General features: G+C 61.8%; 15 protein-coding genes. 3 read left to right on the forward strand and 12 right to left on the reverse strand.

From position 1 onward, the window contains the following. Positions 1-4: 4 nt before the first annotated feature. Positions 5-2794: an EAL domain-containing protein gene (locus ACN9M3_RS00625; RefSeq protein ID WP_426319920.1), complete on the reverse strand. Its 2790-nt coding sequence runs from the start codon at positions 2792-2794 to the stop codon at positions 5-7. 134 nt (positions 2795-2928) lie between these two features. Continuing rightward, entirely contained in the window at positions 2929-5163 is a 2235-nt protein-coding gene (locus ACN9M3_RS00630) for a YgiQ family radical SAM protein (protein ID WP_426319922.1), read from the reverse strand. A gap of 242 nt (positions 5164-5405) precedes the next feature. Here ACN9M3_RS00630 and ACN9M3_RS00635 point away from each other — a divergent pair, with 242 nt between their 5' ends. Beyond that, on the forward strand, positions 5406-5918 hold the full coding sequence (locus ACN9M3_RS00635) for a DUF1269 domain-containing protein (protein ID WP_426166575.1): 513 nt from the start codon (positions 5406-5408) through the stop codon (positions 5916-5918). 156 nt (positions 5919-6074) lie between these two features. Here the strand turns inward: ACN9M3_RS00635 and ACN9M3_RS00640 are convergent, their stop codons facing one another. From ACN9M3_RS00640 to ACN9M3_RS00670, 7 genes are all read right to left on the reverse strand, one after another. Next, entirely contained in the window at positions 6075-6347 is a 273-nt protein-coding gene (locus tag ACN9M3_RS00640) for a DUF4404 family protein (protein ID WP_426319924.1), read from the reverse strand. 33 nt (positions 6348-6380) lie between these two features. Then, complete coding sequence (locus ACN9M3_RS00645; protein WP_426319926.1) at positions 6381-6617, reverse strand: hypothetical protein; 237 nt, start codon at positions 6615-6617, stop codon at positions 6381-6383. Between the two features lie 61 nt (positions 6618-6678). Further along, entirely contained in the window at positions 6679-8793 is a 2115-nt protein-coding gene (locus ACN9M3_RS00650; RefSeq protein ID WP_426319928.1) for a M3 family metallopeptidase, read from the reverse strand. A gap of 94 nt (positions 8794-8887) precedes the next feature. Then, the gene (locus ACN9M3_RS00655) at positions 8888-9091 is read right to left on the reverse strand and encodes a SlyX family protein (protein WP_426166579.1); all 204 of its coding nucleotides are present in this window, start codon (positions 9089-9091) and stop codon (positions 8888-8890) included. A 46-nt stretch (positions 9092-9137) separates the two neighbouring features. Then, complete coding sequence (locus tag ACN9M3_RS00660) at positions 9138-9590, reverse strand: hypothetical protein (RefSeq protein ID WP_426319930.1); 453 nt, start codon at positions 9588-9590, stop codon at positions 9138-9140. Between the two features lie 75 nt (positions 9591-9665). After that, positions 9666-10118 (reverse strand): cache domain-containing protein, encoded by a 453-nt coding sequence (locus ACN9M3_RS00665; protein ID WP_426166583.1) that lies wholly within the window; start codon positions 10116-10118, stop codon positions 9666-9668. A gap of 43 nt (positions 10119-10161) precedes the next feature. Continuing rightward, positions 10162-12234: a UvrD-helicase domain-containing protein gene (locus tag ACN9M3_RS00670; protein WP_426166585.1), complete on the reverse strand. Its 2073-nt coding sequence runs from the start codon at positions 12232-12234 to the stop codon at positions 10162-10164. Positions 12235-12292: 58 nt separating this feature from the next. Here ACN9M3_RS00670 and ACN9M3_RS00675 point away from each other — a divergent pair, with 58 nt between their 5' ends. Continuing rightward, entirely contained in the window at positions 12293-12775 is a 483-nt protein-coding gene (locus tag ACN9M3_RS00675) for an AtaL-like protein (protein ID WP_426166587.1), read from the forward strand. Position 12776: 1 nt separating this feature from the next. Here the strand turns inward: ACN9M3_RS00675 and ACN9M3_RS00680 are convergent, their stop codons facing one another. After that, the gene (locus ACN9M3_RS00680; RefSeq protein ID WP_426166589.1) at positions 12777-14219 is read right to left on the reverse strand and encodes a dihydrolipoyl dehydrogenase; all 1443 of its coding nucleotides are present in this window, start codon (positions 14217-14219) and stop codon (positions 12777-12779) included. A gap of 66 nt (positions 14220-14285) precedes the next feature. Here ACN9M3_RS00680 and ACN9M3_RS00685 point away from each other — a divergent pair, with 66 nt between their 5' ends. Further along, complete coding sequence (locus ACN9M3_RS00685; RefSeq protein WP_426319934.1) at positions 14286-15182, forward strand: ArgP/LysG family DNA-binding transcriptional regulator; 897 nt, start codon at positions 14286-14288, stop codon at positions 15180-15182. 170 nt (positions 15183-15352) lie between these two features. On the opposite strand, the gene ACN9M3_RS00690 is transcribed toward ACN9M3_RS00685, so the two are convergent. Then, the gene (locus tag ACN9M3_RS00690) at positions 15353-17362 is read right to left on the reverse strand and encodes a primosomal protein N' (protein ID WP_426319936.1); all 2010 of its coding nucleotides are present in this window, start codon (positions 17360-17362) and stop codon (positions 15353-15355) included. A gap of 725 nt (positions 17363-18087) precedes the next feature. After that, positions 18088-19164: a uroporphyrinogen decarboxylase gene (hemE, locus tag ACN9M3_RS00695; RefSeq protein WP_426166595.1), complete on the reverse strand. Its 1077-nt coding sequence runs from the start codon at positions 19162-19164 to the stop codon at positions 18088-18090. Between the last annotated feature and the right edge of the window lie 16 nt (positions 19165-19180).

Consider the following 19180-nt stretch of genomic DNA (forward strand, 5'->3'; position numbering starts at 1 on the left):
CCAATCAAGCGGCAGTGGCGTGCGGGGTTGCGGCGGTGGGGATCGATTGCTGGTGCAGCATGGCGTCGAAGTCTGCGGCGGGCAGGGGACGGGCGAACAGGTAGCCCTGGCCGTAGTCGCAGCCGGCGCCGGCCAGCAGGTCGCGCTGTTCGGTGGTTTCCACCCCTTCGGCGATCACGTTCAGTCCAAGCTTGTGAGCCATAACGATGATCGCGTCGGACAAGGCCATGTCGCTTGAATCGGGCGCCAGGTTGCGGGTGAAGCTGCGGTCGATCTTGAGATAGTCGATGTCAAACTTCTTCAGGTAGGACAGCGAGGAATAGCCGGTACCGAAATCGTCCAGTGCGACCTGGATGCCGGCGTCGCGCAGTTGCAGCAGCTTGTCGGTGACGCTGGTGTTGGCGTCCAGCAGCAGGCCTTCCGTGATTTCCACCACGATGCTTTCACCCGGCACGCCGAGCTGCTGCAGGTAGGCCAGCCAATCGGCGTAGGTGGCCCGTTCGCGCTGGAATTCCATCGGCGACTGGTTCAGGCTGACCTGGAAGCCGGGGTGCACTTCCTCGCGCCAGCGCTTGACCCATTGCGCCGACTCGCGGAACACCCATTCACCGATACCGACGATCAGGCCGCTTGATTCAGCCAGCGGGATGAACTCCAGCGGGCTGACCATGCCACGCTGCGGATGCTCCCAGCGGATCAGCGCTTCGGCCTTGTGGATCTTGCCGGTCTGGAGATGCACGATGGGCTGGAAGTACAGCTTGAGCTGGTTGCCTTTCAGCGCGCCGCGCAAGTCGTTGGTCAGGCGCATGCGGTTCAGCGCGGCCACCTGCAAGGCCGGCGTGAAGTAGCTGAAGCGGTTGCGGCCCGCGCCCTTGGCGGCGTACATGGCCTGGTCGGCATGCTTCAGCAAGTCGTCCATATTGCCGGCATCGTCCGGGTAAATGGTGATGCCGATCGAGGCCGAGACAAAGGCTTGCTCCTGCCCCAGCTGGAACGGCATGCGCAGGCTGTCGATGATGTGCTGGGCAATGTCCTCCACCCGGTCGACTTCCGACAGCTCCGGCAGGATCACGGTGAACTCGTCGCCGCCCAGGCGGGATACGGTGTCGGACTGGCGCACGCAGGCGCCGATGCGGCGCGCCGCCTCCACCAGCAGCACGTCGCCCTGGTGGTGGCCCAGGGTGTCGTTGACTTCCTTGAAGTGGTCAAGGTCGATGAACAGGATGGCGATGCGGGTGCCGTCGCGGCGCGATTTCAGAATATCGTGCTGCAGCCGGTCGAGGAACATGCGCCGGTTCGGCAACTGCGTCAGCGTGTCGAAGTTGGCCTGCTGCCAGATCAGCGCTTCAGTTTCCTTCTTGTCAGTAATGTCTTCGATCATGCACAGGTGGTGCGGCTGGCTCTCCGTCCCCACCGCGTTGATCGAGGCCTCCACCCACACGATGCGGCCGTCGGGACGCACCAGGCGCGTCTCCATCTTGAAGCCGGCAATCTGCTGCGCGGCCAGCTGCGCCATCTTTTCCTGTTCCGGGGCCACATCGTCCGGATGGCAGATTTCCAGCCAGCGGCTATGACGCATCTCTTGCGCCGAGCGTCCCGCAATCTCGGCGAAGCGCGGATTGACGTCGCGGAACTGGCCGCCGCTCGAATCGATCAGGGCAATGCCCATCGGCGCCGCCTCGAACATGGTGCGGAAACGCTGCTCGCCCTTGCGGATGGTTTCCTCGGCGCGCGTGCGCTCGCGCGCCAGCAGCGAGAAGTGAATCATGGCGCCCAGCACCAGCAAGCCTGCAGCCACGCCGAGCACACGGTACAGCCAGGTCAGGTCCGAACCGGGATCGGCGTTGTACATGAAGCCGGCCCAAGTGGCGCCTTTGGGCAGCATGCCCAGTTCCGTGTAGACGTCGGCGATATGCTGCCAGCGGTCCGGGTTCATGTAGCCGATTTCCACCAGCACCGGCTGCACCAGCGGCACCATCTGGCGCGCCTCGTACAGCAAGTGCATGCGGTCGTGCTGGCGCGAATACTTGTTGAGGATCAGGTCGACGATTTCTTCCTGGTGGCTCATGGCGTACTGCCAGCCGCGCATGCTGGCGGCACGGAAGGCGCGCACGCGATCCGGATGGTTCTTGATTTCCTCTTCACTGGTGAACAGGTTGTCGCCGTAAAAATCAATGCCGGCTGCACGCGGGCTATAGATGTCGTATGGGAAGCCAAGTCGGTCAAGATAGTCCGGCTCATTGGTCACATAGATCGACATGGCGTCGACCCTCCCCTTCACCAGGTCGTCCGGATTGAAGCTGTGCTCCACCCGCACCAGCTGGTTGTTGGCGATGCCTTCCTTGCGCAGGTAGGCCATGACTTCGTCGGCCTGGGTCAGTTCATCGGTCAGGGAGCCGATCATCACGCGCTTGCCGATGATGCTGCGGATATCCGGCGCCGGGCCGGTCTGGCGCATCGCCAGCGCATAAGGAGAATGCTGGAAAACGACCGCCAGCACCACCAGCGGCTTGCCGGACAGCCGCGCCAGCAGCAGGCTGCTGCTGGCAACGCCGTACTGGGCACGGCCGTCGAGCACGGCGCGTTCCGGTTCATTGCCGTCGCTGCCTTCCAGCAGTTGCACATCGAGGCTGGCATCACGGTAATAGCCTTTTTCCAGCGCGGCGTAATAGCCGGCAAACTGGAACTGGTGGCTGTGCTTCAGTTGCAGCGTGACGCGCTCCTGCGCCTGCACCCATGGCGCAGGTGTCGACAGCAACAGAAATATGAACAGGCCGGCCAGGAATTGGGGCACGTTATCGTCCGGATACAAAGTTGGCAGAGTCTACCAGCCGATTGTATCCGCTTCGCCGTACACAGCGCGCCGAAGTGTGGCTTTCCTGCTGCAAAGTCCTATGGAATTGCAGCAGGTGATAGCACGTTAGCGTTTTACTTACGACCCGGGCGGCCGCCAGTCTTGGCCGGGGCGGCCTTGGGTTTGACCTTGATAGTGTCGAGGATGGATGGACGGGCCTTGGTTTCCACCGTGGCGCGGGCCGTCATCGAACCGGTCAGGGCATTCGGCTTGCCGCCGCGGCCGATATGGGCCGGAGGAGGCAGGCCGGCGCCGCGCTTCTGCTGGCCAGGAGCCAGCATCGGCATGGCGCGCTTGCCGGACGAGGCCTTGAAGTTCTCTTCGCCGACGCGGTATGGCGGGATCAGGTGGCGTTCGCCATCGCCGATCAGGTCGCCACGTCCCATGCGGCGCAGGGTCTCGCGCAGGATCGGCCAGTTCTTCGGATCGTAGTAGCGCAGGAAGGCCTTGTGCGCCTGGCGCTGCTTCAGCGTGCGCGGGGTTTCCACGTTTTCCGAATTCTCGGTGACCTTGTGCAGCGGGTTCTTGCGCGAGTGGTACATGGCCGATGCCATCGCCATCGGGGTCGGCATGAAGGTCTGCACCTGGTCCAGGCGGAAGTTGTTCTTCTTCAGCCACAGGGCCAGGTTCAGCATGTCCTCGTCCGTCGTGCCCGGGTGGGCGGCGATGAAGTAAGGGATCAGGTACTGCTTCTTGCCCGCTTCCAGCGAGTACTTCTCGAACATCGCCTTGAATTCGTCGTAGGCGCCGATGCCCGGCTTCATCATCTTGCTCAGCACATTGGTTTCCGTGTGCTCGGGCGCGATCTTCAGCAGGCCGCCCACGTGGTGGGTCACCAGCTCTTTCACGTATTCCGGGGAGCGCACGGCCAGGTCGTAGCGCAGGCCGGACTGGATCAGGATCTTCTTCACGCCCTTGATCTCGCGCGCCTTGCGGTACAGCTGGATCAGCTTGCTGTGGTCGGTGCCCAGGTTGACGCAGATCGACGGGTAGACGCAGGACAGGCGGCGGCAGGTTTCCTCGATCGACTTGTCCTTGCACGACAGGCGATACATGTTCGCGGTCGGGCCGCCCAGGTCGGAGATGATGCCGGTAAAGCCCTTGGTCTTGTCGCGGATATGCTCGATCTCGCGCAGGATGGACGGCTCGGAACGGCTCTGGATGATGCGGCCTTCGTGCTCGGTGATCGAGCAGAAGGTGCAGCCGCCGAAGCAGCCGCGCATGATGTTGACCGAGAAGCGGATCATTTCCCAGGCCGGGATATTGGCGTTGCCGTAGCTTGGGTGCGGGGCGCGCGAGTATTCCATGTCGTACACGCCATCCATTTCGTCCATGGCCAGCGGCAGCGGCGGAGGGTTCATCCACACGTCGCGGTCGCCGTGCTGCTGCACCAGCGCGCGCGCATTGCCCGGGTTGGATTCGAGGTGGAACACGCGCGAGGCGTGGGCGTACATGACCGGGTCTTCCTTCACCACCTCGTAGGATGGCAGGCGCACCACGGTCTTGTTGTGCTTTTCCTTGGCTGCTGCCAGGCGTTCTTCGCGGGTCATGATGATGACCGGCTTGACGACAGGTTCGGGCACGGCGTTCTCGGTGGCGCACTCCTTCTTGTCTTCCTTCGCCATGGCGTAAGGATCGGGATGCGGGTCGACGCGGCCCGGCACGTCGACACGATTCGAGTTATGCACCGCCCACTCGTCGGACGGCAGCCAGCCGTGCGGCACCAGGAAGGCAGTTCCGCGCAGGTCCTTGATCTCCTTGATCTTTTCGCCCATGTCGAGGCGGCGGGTCAGGTCGACCAGCGCGCGTTCGGCGTTACCGAAGATGAGCAGGTCGGCCTTGGACTCGGTCAGCACCGACTTGCGCACCTTGTCCGACCAGTAGTCGTAATGGGCGATGCGGCGCAGCGAGGCTTCGATGGAGCCGATGACGATCGGCGTGCCGGGGAAGGCTTCGCGGGACTTCTGGGCGTACACGGTCACGGCGCGGTCAGGACGCTTGTTCGGCTCGGCGTTCGGGGTGTAGGCGTCGTCGGAGCGGATCTTGCGGTCGGCCGTATAGCGGTTGACCATGGAGTCCATATTGCCGGCGGTAATGCCGAAGTACAGGCGCGGCTTGCCCAGCACGCGGAACGATTCCACGTTGTGCCAGTCCGGCTGGGCGATGATGCCAACGCGGTAGCCTTGCGATTCCAGCAGGCGGCCGACCAGGGCCATGCCGAAGCTCGGGTGGTCGATATAGGCGTCGCCGGTCACCAGGATGACGTCGCACTGGTCCCAGCCCAGGGCGTCCATTTCGGCGCGGGACATGGGAAGGAAAGGCGCAGCAGAAGCACGTGCAGACCGCTTGGCGACGGCCGCGAAAAGATTGGTTGGGGGATTCATCCCGGCATTGTACCGGAAATCACCGGCCAGCGCCCGCCTCGGCCTGCAAAAATCCTTTAAGTTTCAGTAACTTGTGACGTTCCGGCAAGGCGGTTTGGGTAATACACATTGAACATCGTGACATTTTTGCTATAACGGGTATACAACGTCTTCCATGGAGCGACATCATGCGACGCAGACTGTACTACATGCTTCCCAATGTAAAAGCCGCCCGCGCAGAACTGGACGAACTGCTGCTGGCACGCATCGAAGAACGGCATATCCACTTCATGGCAAAAGAGGGCACCCTGCCCGATGACATGCCAGATTGCAATTTCCTGCTCAGAACGGACCTGATCCACGGCGCCAAGCTGGGGATAGGCATCGGCGGGATTGTGGGGCTGTGCGCCGGCATCTTCCTGGTCGTTTTCCCACCCGAAGGGCTGACCCTGCGCACCATGACCATCTTGCTGGTCACGCTGGGCGGTGCACTGTTCGGCGGCTGGGCGAGCGGCATGAATGCAGCGGCCGTCCCCAACAAGAAGCTGGAGCAGTATTCAGAGCGTATTGAACAAGGTCAGGTTTTGATGATGGTAGACGTGCCAGTGCGGCGCATGAAGGAAATCGAGGAAATGATCGCCAAACGTCATCCTGACTTCAACTTTGGCGGTGAAGAACCGCCCATGCTGGCCTTCCCATAAGGCTAGCCTCCCGGGGGCCGGCCGGACAGCCGGTAAAACCCCGGGTTCCATACCAAAGGCGGGCTGCGGCCCGCCTTTCTCTTAGCCAGTGGCGCGTCAGGGCCGCACACGCAACACGCCGTGCGTGTCGCATATCCGGACCTGAGCCCATTGATTTTATATTCCCATATTTCCCAGAATTCGCGTCAGTTCGCGCAAGGTAGGCTCCAATGCCGGGTGTTTGGCAGCAAATTTGGCGGTGATTTCCTGAGTGCGTTCGGCCAGGCCGTAGGTGGAGGTGCCGCCTTCCTGTTCCGGCGGCTGGTCGAGGATCAGCTTGATGTCGCCATCGAGCTGGCGCAACAGGCTTTGCAATTCCTCATCGACCGGGCCGTGGTGGGCCAGCGTGGCGTGCAATTGGCGCAGAGTCTCCTTCAGCTTGGTGTCCATGATCCCTTTCCCCGGTGAAGTGGCTATCCCTCTTTATACACCCATCCGTCGTGACCAGCTACGGATGTGCTCAATTTCGGGCGCACCGAGGCCGAGGGAGGTCCAGGCGGCGGCGTAGCTGCGGATCGTTGCGCAAGTGCGCACGATAGCCTCGTCAAGCGGATGCTGTGCGAGGTAGTGGCACGCCAGCCGCACATGGCCGGCGTGGTTGAAATGCTCCGGAGGGAGGGTGCAGGCTTCGAGGCTGCTTACGAATTCGATATGGTCCATGGCAGTAGCTTAAAGCTGCCTACCATGGATGGATCAAGAGTTTCAGCGGTGTCAGGGTTCGTTAGTTGGCCTTCAAGCCGCGACGTTCCAGCAGCGGATCGATCTTTGCATCGCGGCCGCGGAACTCGCGGTACATCTGCATCGCATCCATCGTGCCGCCCTTGGACAGCAGGGCTTTGCGGAAGTGGTCGCCGTTCTTGCGCTGCATGCCGCCGTTCTCGGTGAACCATTCAACCGTATCGGCGTCCAGCTTCTCCGACCACAGGTAGCCGTAGTAGCCCGCCGAGTAGCCGCCCGCGAACACGTGCGAGAAGTAGGTGGTGCGGTAGCGTGGCGGCACCGGTGCGAAATCAACGCCCGCATCCTTCAGCACCGACGATTCGAAGCCCAGCACGTCGGTCGGGATCTTGTCTGCCGGCAGTTGGTGCCAGCGCTGGTCCAGGATCGAAGCGGCCAGGTATTCGGTGGTGCGGAAGCCTTCGTTGAACTTGGCCGACGCCTGCACCTTGTCCAGCAGTTCCTTCGGCATTGGCGCGCCGGTCTGGTAATGCTTGGCGTAGTTGTTCAGGATTTCCGGCCAGGTCATCCACATCTCGTTGACCTGCGAAGGGAATTCCACGAAGTCGCGCGGCACGCGGGTGCCGGCAAAGCGCGGGTACTTCACGTCGGAGAACATGCCGTGCAGCGCGTGGCCGAACTCGTGGAAAAGGGTGCGCGCTTCGTCATAGGTCAGCAAGGTCGGCTCGCCGGCCGCCGGCTTGGGGATGTTCAGGTGGTTGGCCACCACCGGCTTGGTGCCCAGCAGCTTGGACTGCGACACGTAGGCATTCATCCAGGCGCCGCCGCGCTTGTTGCTGCGTGCGTAGAAGTCGCCCAGGAAGATCGCCAGTTGCTTGCCGTCGGCATCGAACACGTCGAACACGCGCACGTCAGGCTGGTACACCGGCAGGTCCTTGCGCTCCTTGAAGGTGATGCCGTACACCTTGGTCGCTGCGTAAAACACGCCATTCTTCAGCACGTTATCCAGTTCGAAGTAAGGCTTGAGCTGGTTCTGGTCGAACGCATAGCGCGCCTGGCGCACCTTGTCGGTGTAGAAGGCCCAGTCCTGCGCCGCGTTGGCAAAGCCGCCTTTTTCCGCATCGATCACGGCCTGGATATCGGCCGACTCCTTACGGGCGTTGTTCACGGCCGGCTTGGACAGTTCGCCCAGCAGCTTGTTGACGGCGTCGGTGTCGTGCGCGGTCTGGTCTTCCAGCTGGTAGGCAGCGTGCGAGGAATAGCCCAGCAGCGCAGCGCGTTCGGCGCGCAGCTTGGCGATCTTCAGCACGACTTCGCGGTTGTCGAAATCGCCGCCATGGCTGCCGCGCGCCAGCGAGGAAGCCAGCAGGCGTTCACGGGTGGTGCGATTGGTCAGCACTTCCAGCGGCGCCTGGCCGGTGGTGTTGGCGATGGCGATCAGGAATTTGCCGTCCATGCCTTTGGCCTTGGCGGCTGCAGCAGCGGCGTCGATGGCCTTGTCGGACATGCCAGCCAGTTCTTCGCGGGTGTCGACCACCAGGGCGGAGGCGTTGGCTTCCTTCAGCACGTTCTGGCTGAAAGTGGTGGACAGGGCGGCCAGTTGCGAGTTGTAGGCCTTCAGTTTTTCCTTGTCGGCGGCGGTCAGCTTGGCGCCGGCGCGCACAAAATCAGTGTGATAGCGTTCCAGCAAGCGCTTCGATTCTGGATCGAGCTTCAGCTTGTCGCGCTTGTCGTACAGGGTCTTGATGCGGGCGTACAGTTTTTCGTTCAGGCGAATTGCGTCGCTGTGCGCCGACAGCTTCGGCGCCAGATCGCGATTCAGCGCTTCGAAGGCGTCATTGGTGTTGGCGCCGGACAGGTTGCCGAAAACGGAGCTCACGCGGTCCAGCAGGCGGCCGGAACGTTCCATCGCCACGATCGTGTTGTCAAAAGTCGGCGCGGCCTTGTTGTTGGCAATCTTGGCAATTTCCGCGGCCTGCTGCTTCATGCCTTCTTCGTAGGCAGGACCGTAGTCTTCATTCTTGATCTTGTCGAAGGCCGGGTAGTTCAGCGGCAGGGTGGATTCAGCTGCAAAAGGATTCGACGCTGGCAGGGCGGCATTGGCAAGGCCGGCAACAGCCAGGCTGGCAGCGATCACCAGCAATTTCGGACGGAACATTCTCTCTCCTGTTTTGTAATGTTTCGAAGCGCACGATAATAGCAACCCGGCAGTGCAAAGTCATGCTGCACTGCGTATCGTAAAGTGTCAGGGATCAGTAGTGCGGTGGCGGTTCGTTGATCGGCGTCTGGTTGGATTGCGAGGTCGTGCGCACACGCTCAGCCAAGGCCACCAGCATCGCTTCGAGCTGGTCGATCTGCTTCTGCTGCTCGTAGACGCGCTGGTTCAGCGACTCAACCAGGTCTTCCTGGTGCGCCAATTTGATTTCAATGTCGATGAATCGGTCTTCGGTGCTCACGGCCTGCTCCTGCCTAAGAAAAAGCAGGTATTTTACTGGAGCGACATCAGGCCAGCCATCGCATCGCCATCACAATGGCCGCCCCTTGCAAGGTACCGACGGAGACGGCAATGCCGAACATCCAGCGTACACACGACCATTTCGATTTCTGGATCTCCGCCATCAGCTCCTTCCTGAGATCGGAGATCAGGCGATCCATCCGGGCTTCAAGTTCAGCTTTGGTGCGATCGATTTTGGTATTCAGCTCGGCCAGCCCGCTATCGATCTTGGTGTTCAACTCGGCCAACCCGTTATCGATCTTGGTGTTCAACTCGGCCAACCCGTTATCGATCTTGTTGTTCAGCTCAGCCAGCCCCTTGTCGACTTTGGACTCCAGGCGGTCTATTGCCATGGAAGCCAAGACTTCCCTAATGATTTCGGCATGAATTTGCGCCTGCTCGGCAGGCACGCCGGCAGCGGTCAGGCGTTGGGCATAGATGAGCGGATCAACGGCATTCATATTGCTATCTCCGGTTGGTCATTATGCAACCAGAATGCCGTAACCGACCACACCGCAGCTTGACGCTGCTCAGCGCTACTTCAGGTAGACCCCGCCGCAGAGAATCAGGTCTTCTTCCGGAACGCAGTACATGGTTTTGGGTTCGATCTTGCCGCTGACAGGATTGTTGAACTTGTAATCCTGCCAGAACGGCACTTTTTTCTTCGCCATTTCGACGCGCTCTTTCACGAACGCCTTGCCGTCGACGTCCTTCAACTCCATCAGGTTCTTGCCGATCATTTTGGCGTTGGCGCCGTGTGCGCGGACTACGCCGTCGGTGCCGTAAACCGTCAGGTACAGGTCGCGGTCCACAAACTGGCCATCCTTCTTGTCGATTTCGGCGAAGGTCTTTTCGCGGCCGTTCGCTTTGAGGTAGGTGATGGCTTTTTTGACCATCGCCTCGGCTTCCGGTTTGGTCACCACATCCGCAGCGCTTGCGAGAGGCGCAGCACCCGTCAGGATGGCGAGCAGGAAAATGCGTGAAAACATGGGAACCTCCTTTCAAAAGGAAGAGTACCCATGCTAGCACTAATCAAGCCGGATTAATGTCGCGCGGAGCCGACAGCAATTCCTTCATACGCGCCAGGCGTTCGCGCGGCGACAGTACTTCCGATTCCGTCGGCGGGGCGGTGCCGACATCCAGCGCCATCTCCGCGATGAAGCGCGAAATGTCGCATTGCACATGTTCGCCGCCGCGCTTGCGCTTCTTGCACCAGGTGAGCTGCAAGGTGCGCTGCGCGCGCGTGATCCCCACGTACATCAGGCGCCGTTCTTCCTCGATGCGCTGGGCCAGCAATTCCACCGGAGCGTCCGGGTCGCCCTTGTGCGGCAGAATGCCTTCTTCGACGCCGACCAGGAATACATGCGGATACTCCAGGCCCTTCGACGCGTGCAGCGTCGACATGCGGATCGCGTCGGGCTCTTCGTCCTTGCCATCCAGCATGGACATGAGCGCCACCATCTGGGTCAGCTCCAGCACGTTCTTCTCTTCGCCATCGCGGTCCTTGCCACCGCGGCCGCGATCCTTCAGCCAGTTGACGAAGTCCGTCACGTTGTCCCACTTGCCTTGCGCCGCGCGTTCCTCGAAGGTGTCATACAGGTAGTGCTCGTAGTGCATGCCTTCCATCAGGTCGTCCAGCACTTGCGCCGCGTTGTCGCCGCTGCCCGATGGACCGGGACGCGTGGCGCGCGATTCCAGTTCCAGGATGAAGTTGCAGAAGTCCTGCAGCGGACGCAATTGGCGCTCGTTCAGCACTGCCTCGATGCCGCCCTTGAACACGGCCTCGAACAGCGAGCATTGCCACTTGCCCGAGAAGGAGCCCAGGGCTTCCAGCGTGGACTGGCCGATGCCACGGCGCGGCGTGGTGGCCGCGCGGATGAAGGCAGGATCGTCGTCCGGATTCGCCATCAGGCGCAGGTAGGCCATGATGTCCTTGATTTCCGCCTTGTCGAAGAAACTCTGGCCGCCGGAAATCGTGTACGGAATACGCTGCGTGCGCAACGCCTGTTCGATCACGCGCGCCTGGTGGTTGCCGCGATACAGGATCGCGTAATCGGCCCACTTGTTCTTGCGCTCGAAGTGGTCGGCCGAAATCATGATCGCCACCTGCTCCGCTTCCTGCTCCTCGTTCGGCATCGAATGCACCTTGATCGGCTCACCGATACCCAGTTCCGACCACAGCGATTTCTCGAACAGCTTGGGATTGTTCTGGATCACCGCATTGGCCGCCTGCAGGATGCGCGTGGTGGAGCGGTAGTTCTGTTCCAGCTTGATCAGGCGCAGGTCGGGGAAATCGACCTGCAGCAGCGCCAGGTTTTCCATGGTCGCGCCGCGCCAGCCGTAGATCGCCTGGTCGTCGTCGCCCACGGCGGTGAACATCGGCTTCTTGCCCAGGCCTGTAACCATCAGTTTCACCAGCTCGTACTGGCAGGTATTGGTGTCCTGGTATTCGTCGATCATCAGGTAGCGCAGGCGGCGCTGCCATTTGTCACGCACCGTGTCGTGGTTGCGGAACAGTTCCACCGGCAGGCGGATCAAGTCATCGAAGTCCACTGCCTGGTAGGCAGCCAGCGTGGCGATATAGCTGCCGTAGATGCGCGCCGACTGCGCCTCATCCTCGGTCTGCGCCTGCTTCAGTGCTTCCTCGGGCGTCACCAGGCCGTTCTTCCACAGCGAGATGTCGTTCTGGATGCTGCGGATCAGGTTCTTGTCGGTCGTGATGGCCAAGTCCTGGACCAGCGAGTAGCAATCGTCGCTGTCCATGATTGAAAAACGGTCTTTCAGCCCCAGATGGTTGCATTCCTGGCGCAGGATGCGCACACCGAGGGAATGAAAGGTACAGACGGTCAGCAGCTTGGCCTGGCGCGGCTGCTTGAGCATCTTGCCGACGCGCTCCTGCATTTCCAGCGCCGCCTTGTTGGTAAAGGTAAGCGCGGCGATCGTGCGCGGGTCATAGCCGCGATCCTCGATCATATGGGTAATTTTTTGCGTAATGACGCGCGTCTTGCCCGAGCCGGCCCCCGCCAGTACGAGGGCAGGGCCGTCGAGATAGAGCACGGCTTCGCTCTGTGGGCCGTTAAGGCCGAACTGGGGTGCATTGGACATCCCGGCATTGTACAGAATATAGTGGTACCAATCCCCGAAATAAGCAGGCAGAAGTGTTATGAAATTTGAACATTTGATAGAAGTGAACGACCTCCTCAACCCGCTGATGGACACCATCACCCACCAGCAGTTGTGGCGCGGCCTGGTGCTGCGCGCGGAGTCGCCCAAGCTGTTCGTTCCGCACCTGGACGAAGCGGAAATCTCGGATCGCACCACGGCAGGATTCAGCCGCCGCCTGCGCTATGGCGATGTGGTCATTGAAGACAACGTGGTGCTGCACGAGCCTTATGTGGTGCGCTATGACGTGCCGGCGCAGAAGGACATCAGCGCCTCCAGCCTGACGATGACGATCGAGATGCCGCAACCGGAACGCCTGTACGTGCGCTTCCAGTACGACGACGGCCATGACGCGGCGACCGATGCCGCCAACGCCATGTACGACGACTTCCGCCGCTCCGCTTACCAGGAGTCGGACCTCGACACCATCCGCGTGCTGCGCGAACTGGCCAGCCAGGGCCGCCTGGATTCGAGCCTGAACTGATCTAGCAGCCGGGCGTGCAATCGTTCGGCATCGGCTTGGGCGGGGGCGGCGGTTTTTGCAGCTCTTTCGACAAGTCGCGCAGGGCGGTGCGCAGGCCTTCCTCCACTACCGGATGGTAGAAAGGCATGTCCAGCATACGATCCACGGTCAGCCCGGCCTGGTGTGCCCAGGCCAGCAGGTGGCCGATGTGCTCCGCACGCGGCCCCACCATCTCGGCGCCGAGGAAGCGCCCGCTCCCATACTCCGCATACACCCGCAGCATGCCTTTGTTCTGGCGCATGACGCGGCTGCGTCCCTGGTCGTCGAAGCTGACGGCGCCGATCGCGAAGTGCTCGCGGCCGTTCGACAACTCCTTGTAGCCTTCACCCACGGTGGCGATCTGCGGTTCGCTGAATGTGATGGCAAGCGGCGTGCGGCGCAGTCCCGGCTTCACCTCGGGATAGCTGGCGGCATTGGCGCCGGCTATCTTGCCCTGGTCGGCCGCCTCGGGCAACAACGGGATCTCCGCGCTGGCATCGCCGGCGATGAAGATGCAGCTGTCGCCGCACTGCATGGTGCAACGGTCGAATTTCGGCACGCCGTTCTTGTCCAGCGCCAGCCCGGTGTGGTCGAGGCCAAGGCCGGAAACGTTCGGCGTGCGGCCGGTGGTCACCAGCACGTAGTCGAAACGCTCGATACGCTCTTCGCCTTCGGTATTGCGCGTGCGCAGTTCCAGCCCGTCGCCGGCGCGCGCGATGCCTGCCACTTCGGTGCGGAAGCGAAGGTCCATTTCTTCGCCCAGCGCTTGCGAGGCGGCTGCCAGCACATGCGGGTCCTTCAATTGGGCCACGCTGCTGCCGCGCGCGATGATCGCCACGCGCACGCCGAGCCGGTGCAGGGCCTGGCCCAGCTCCAGGCCAATCACGCCGGCGCCGATCACCGCCACGGAGCGCGGCAAGTCGGTCCATTCGAATACCGCATCGCTGTTGATCACGCGCGGTCCGGCTGCGGCCCATTCCGACGGGATGTCGGGCCGCGAGCCGGTGGCGATGACGACCGCCTGGGCGGCGACCTCCAGGTTGGCGCCGATCTGCAGGCGATTCGGCGCAGTGAATCGCGCACGCCCATGCAGCTTGTCACCGGCCGGCATGGCCGCCACATTCTCCAGCACGAAGCCGACAAAGCGGTCGCGCTCACTGCGTACGCGCTGCATGACGGCCTTGCCGTCGACTTTCAGGCCGCCGGGCTGGACGCCGAAGCCCGGCGCCTCGCGCACCGCATGCGCCGCCTCGGCCGCAGCAATCAGCAGCTTGCTCGGCATGCAGCCGACACGGGCGCAGGTGGTGCCATGCGGGCCGTCCTCGATCAATACCGCATGCTTGCCGGCGTTGCGCGCCGCCCGGTAGGCGCTCAGCCCAGCCGTACCGGCGCCGATCACCGCCACATCGCACTGGATGGTTTCCATCTTGCCTCCGTCATTGGTAATGCATTAGTATGACTTATCTTTTCGCGCTTTGATTAAGCACATCTTATGGAAAATCTGGACTACCGCGCGCTGGCGGTGCTGGATGCCGTTGCCAGCCATGGCAGCTTCGAAAAGGCGGCCAATGCGCTCGGCATCAGCCAGCCGGCCGTATCCCAGCGTATCAAAGCGCTCGAGGATGCGGTAGGCAGGCTGCTGATCGTGCGCGGCTCCCCCGCCGAAGCGACTGGCCTGGGCCAACGCCTCATCTCGCATTACCGCAACGTCAAGCTGATGGAAGCGGCACTCGACATCGACCTTGGCCACGAGACCAGCATGCCTGAAATTGCGATGGCCGTCGATGCCGCCAGCCTGGCGACCTGGCTGCCCCTGGCCCTGCGCCCGCTGCTGTCGCCGCCGCGCTGCCAGCTCGACGTCGAATGTGCCGAGCGCGAGGTAGCGCTGCATTTGCTGCGCGAAGGCGCAGTGTTCGGCTGCGTGGCTGCGCGTGCCGAGGTGCCTGCGCCTGCGGCTGCCGGCTCATCCTCGACGCCCCTGGGCGCCATGCGGCATGTATGCGTAGCCGCGCCTTCTTTTGCGGCGCATTGGTTCGGTGATGGATTCGGCGTTGAGGCCCTGGCGCTGGCGCCGGCCGTGGTGCATGACCGCGACCTGATGGCGCGATTCCTGGCGCGCGAGGCCGGGTATGTGCGGCCGTTCCCGCATCACACCTTGCCGCTGTCGACGGCCTTGAACGATACCATGTTCGGCGGCCTGGCTTACGGCCTGCTGCCGTATCTGCAGGCGGCGCAGGGCTTGTCGCAGGGCGCGCTGGTGGACCTGCTGCCAGGGCGTTTCATCGATGTGGAACTGGACTGGCACTCGTGGGAACTGGACACGCCGTTCACGCATGCACTCACCGAGCAGGTTATTGGCACCGCGCGGCGCTATCTGGTACAGCCTTGAAAACCGGTAAACCTGGGTCAGGCACAAGTGCCTGACCGAATCTGATCATCTGCCGCGGGTTTGTTCGTACGCCGTTGATCTTCTCAAAAAAATCAGGAACGTTTAACCCTGCCTCCAGGCCTTAGCGCTGACAGGGTCAGACCCTTTGGGTCTGACCCTGGTTTACCGGTTTAAATATCGACCGGGTCAACCTCGAGCGACCATTTGACGCGCGTCTTCTGCTCGCGCAGCGCCTGCATCCACTCTTTCAGGAATGCCTGCAGCGCAGGGCGCGACGGCGACTCCACCAGCAACTGCGCGCGCTCCATATTGTGCACGCGCGCCATGCTCATCGGAATCGGGTCGTTGATCGTGATTCCCCCATGCTGCACCAGGTCGCGCGCACCACGCAGGAATTCCAGCGCCAGCTCAAGCTCACGCGCCTCCGCCCGCAGGATGGCCTGGTACAGGTATGGCGGCAAACCGGCCACTTCACGCTCGCCAAGCAGCGAGTTGGCGAAGTAGTCGTAGTCATGCGCCACCAGCGCCGAGAATAGCGGGTGCTCCGGATAGCTGGTCTGCACCAGCACCTCGCTTTCGCTGCCGCCCTGGCGTCCCGCTCGTCCCGCCACCTGCATCAGCTGCGCAAACAGCCGCTCGCTGGCGCGATAGTCCTGCGAAAACAGCGAGCTGTCGGGATTCATGATCCCTACCAGCGTCAGGTTCTTGAAGTCGTGCCCCTTGGCGACCATCTGCGTGCCGACGAGGATATCCACCTCCTGCCGGTGCACGCTGTCGAAAGCTTCCTGCGCACTGCCCTTGCGCCGCGTACTGTCGGCATCGATGCGCAGCACCCGCGCCTGCGGGAACAGCTGCTGCAGGCTCTCCTCGATGCGCTGCGTGCCGCGTCCCAGCGGCTGCAAGTCGATATTGCCGCAGGTCGGACAATGGCGCGGGATGCGCATCTCCAGGCTGCAGTGATGGCAGCGCAGGCGGTAATCCGATTTGTGCAGCACCATCGACGCCGTGCAGCGTTTGCACTCGCTGACCCAGCCGCACGATTCGCAGGTAATCACCGGCGAATATCCGCGCCGGTTCAGGAACAGCAAGGACTGTTCGCCGCGCTCCATGCGCAGCCTGATCGCGTCGACCAGCTGCTCGGTCAACCCTTCCTGCCCGCGCCGGCGCGAGGTATCGATCAGCTTCACGGAAGGCAGCACCGCCTGCTGCACCGCGCGTTCGCGCAATTCCAGCTTGCGGTAGCGGCCCTTCAGGGCATGGTGCCAGCTCTCCAGCGACGGCGTCGCGGAACCCATCACGACGGGAATCTGCAACTGGTGCGCGCGCCATACGGCAAGGTCGCGCGCCGAATAGCGCAAGCCTTCCTGCTGCTTGTACGACGGATCGTGCTCCTCGTCGATCACGATCATCTTCAGGTTCGGCATCGAAGCGAGGATGGACAGGCGCGTGCCCAGCACGATGCGCGCCTTGCCTTCGTGCGCCGCCAGCCAGTGCAGCATGCGCTCGCCCTCCGACAAGCGGCTGTGCAGGGTGGACAGCATCACGCCCGGAAAACGGTTGCGGATATTGGTTTCCAGTTGCGGCGTCAGGTTGATCTCGGGGACCAGCACCAGCACCTGGCCCTGCGGCTCGCGCGCCAGCACCTGTGCACAGGCTTGCAGGTAGACCTCGGTCTTGCCGCTGCCTGTCACGCCATACAGCAGGAAGGGCGCAAAACCCTGGGCGCCGACGATGGCAGCCGCCGCCGCCTGCTGGCCTGCATTCAGCGCGGGCACGTTGGCTGGCGCCGGATCGTGCGGTTCTTCCAGCTTGGCCAGTTTCTTGATGGCGCGGTCCAGCGCGACAGTGCTGCTCACGCGCAGGTTCTTGGGCAGGCCGGGCAAGGCCACTTCGCCGAGCGGGCGCTGGTAATACTCAGCGGCAAAGCCGGCCAGCGCCAGCCATTGCGGCGACAGGGGCGCCAACTGCGTGCGCACGGCCAGCGCAGCTTTCAGCTTTTCCTCGGGGACATCCGTTTCTTCAAGGATATCCACAATGAGGCCGACGACCTCACGCGGGCCGAATGGCACCATTGCCAATTGTCCTACACGCGGCCGCTCTGATATTTCGCAATCCCAGCGGTAATCAAAGACCGCGTTCAGCGGCGTATCCAGGGCAATTCGGAGAATGCAGTGCGCCATCCAGGGCTATCGATCGAGGGTTTTTCAACTATCCACAGAATCTGGGGATAACTTTGTGAACAAAGGGGCGGGAATCCTGAGCAAGCACTAACCTCCAGCTTGCAATCCGGGGAAACCCGGCAAATGACGCCGATTTTTTGCCTTATATTTCAATCACTTACAGCAGACGCCCTAGGAGAGCCAGAAAGCGCATATTTTTCCGCGCTCTGTGTATAAGTGCACCATTTAAGGAGCAGCTTTTCCCCGAAATCAAGCAGTTTTTACAGCTTTTTTAGCGGAAAACGTGCCTGGTGCGCCACAACATCAAGCCAAGCATTGTACACAGGCAGGCACCGCAAGGTTTGTGTTTCCGCAAGCGTTTTCGCCACCGAAAGTCTTGGCGAAATATCATGCAATGCAACATGACGCTAAGACAATTCCTACAAATTCCTACTAAGTGCCGGTTTACAAAGTACTTTTGACTTTTTTCCACAGTTTTTGTGGATAACTTTGTGGAGAATGACCCAACAAGCTCGCTTTCACCTTGGGATAAGGTTTACAAAAGCCGAAACATTGCCTAAAGCAGTAAAAAATAAGCCTTTAAAAATCAATCACTTGCGAATGCGCTGAGAGGAGGGCATTTGCTACTGCCTCTTATTTCCGCAGTAAAAATTTTTGTGTATAAGTCGCTTCTGCACGAAATAAAAAAGGGCGCCGTAGCGCCCTTTGAACCGGGACTACAGCGATCAGCCGCCACGCAGCTTGCGGCTATGGCTGTGGACAGTATCCACCAGCACCGTCACCGACTCCGGCGGGGTGAACTGGGAAATGCCGTGGCCCAGGTTGAAGACGTGGCCGCTGTCATGCGGTCCATAGGAATCGAGCACGCGGCGCACTTCGGCCGCGATCTGCTCCGGGTTGGCGAACAGGATGGCCGGATCGATATTGCCCTGGAGGGCCATCTTGTGCCCCACCAGCTCGCGAACCTTTCCGATGTTGGCGGTCCAGTCCAGCCCCATGGCGTCGGCGCCGATAGCGGCGATCTCCTCGGCCCAGTGGCCGCCACCCTTGGTGAACACGATGGCGGGGATCTTCACGCCATCTTTTTCGCGCTTCAGCAGGCTCACGACCTGCTGCATGTATTGCAGGGAGAACTGCTGGTAGGCGCCATCGGCCAGCGCACCACCCCACGAGTCGAAGATCATCACGGCCTGGGCGCCGGCGTCGATCTGGGCGTTCAGGTATTCGGCGACTGCGCGGGCGTTGACGTCCAGGATGTGGTGCATCAGGTCCGGGCGCGAGTACATCATCTTCTTGATGGTGTGGAATTCGCGCGAGCCCTGGCCTTCCACCATATAGCAGGCCAGTGTCCATGGGCTGCCCGAGAAGCCGATCAGCGGCACGCGGCCATTCAACTCGGTGCGGATCTGGGTGACTGCCTTGAATACATAGTCCAGCGAGCCCGCTGGCGGCAGTTGCAGCGCCTTGACGTCTTCCTCGGTCTTCAGCGGACGCTCGAACTTCGGGCCCTCGCCTTCCACGAAGTACAGGCCCAGGCCCATGGCGTCCGGCACCGTCAGGATGTCGGAGAACAGGATTGCCGCATCGAGCGGATAGCGGTCGATCGGCTGCAAGGTGACTTCGGTCGCCAGGTCCGGATTGGTCGCCAGTCCCATGAAGGAGCCCGCCTTCTGGCGCGTCGCGCGGTATTCAGGCAGGTAGCGGCCTGCCTGGCGCATCAGCCACACCGGGGTGTACTCGGTCGGCTGGCGCAGCAGCGCACGCAGGAAGGTGTCGTTCTTCAGCGGGGCAAATTGTGGCATGAAAGACAATCTAAAG

The sequence above is a fragment of the Pseudoduganella sp. R-43 genome (assembly GCF_049913255.1).
Lineage (GTDB): Bacteria > Pseudomonadota > Gammaproteobacteria > Burkholderiales > Burkholderiaceae_D > Rugamonas.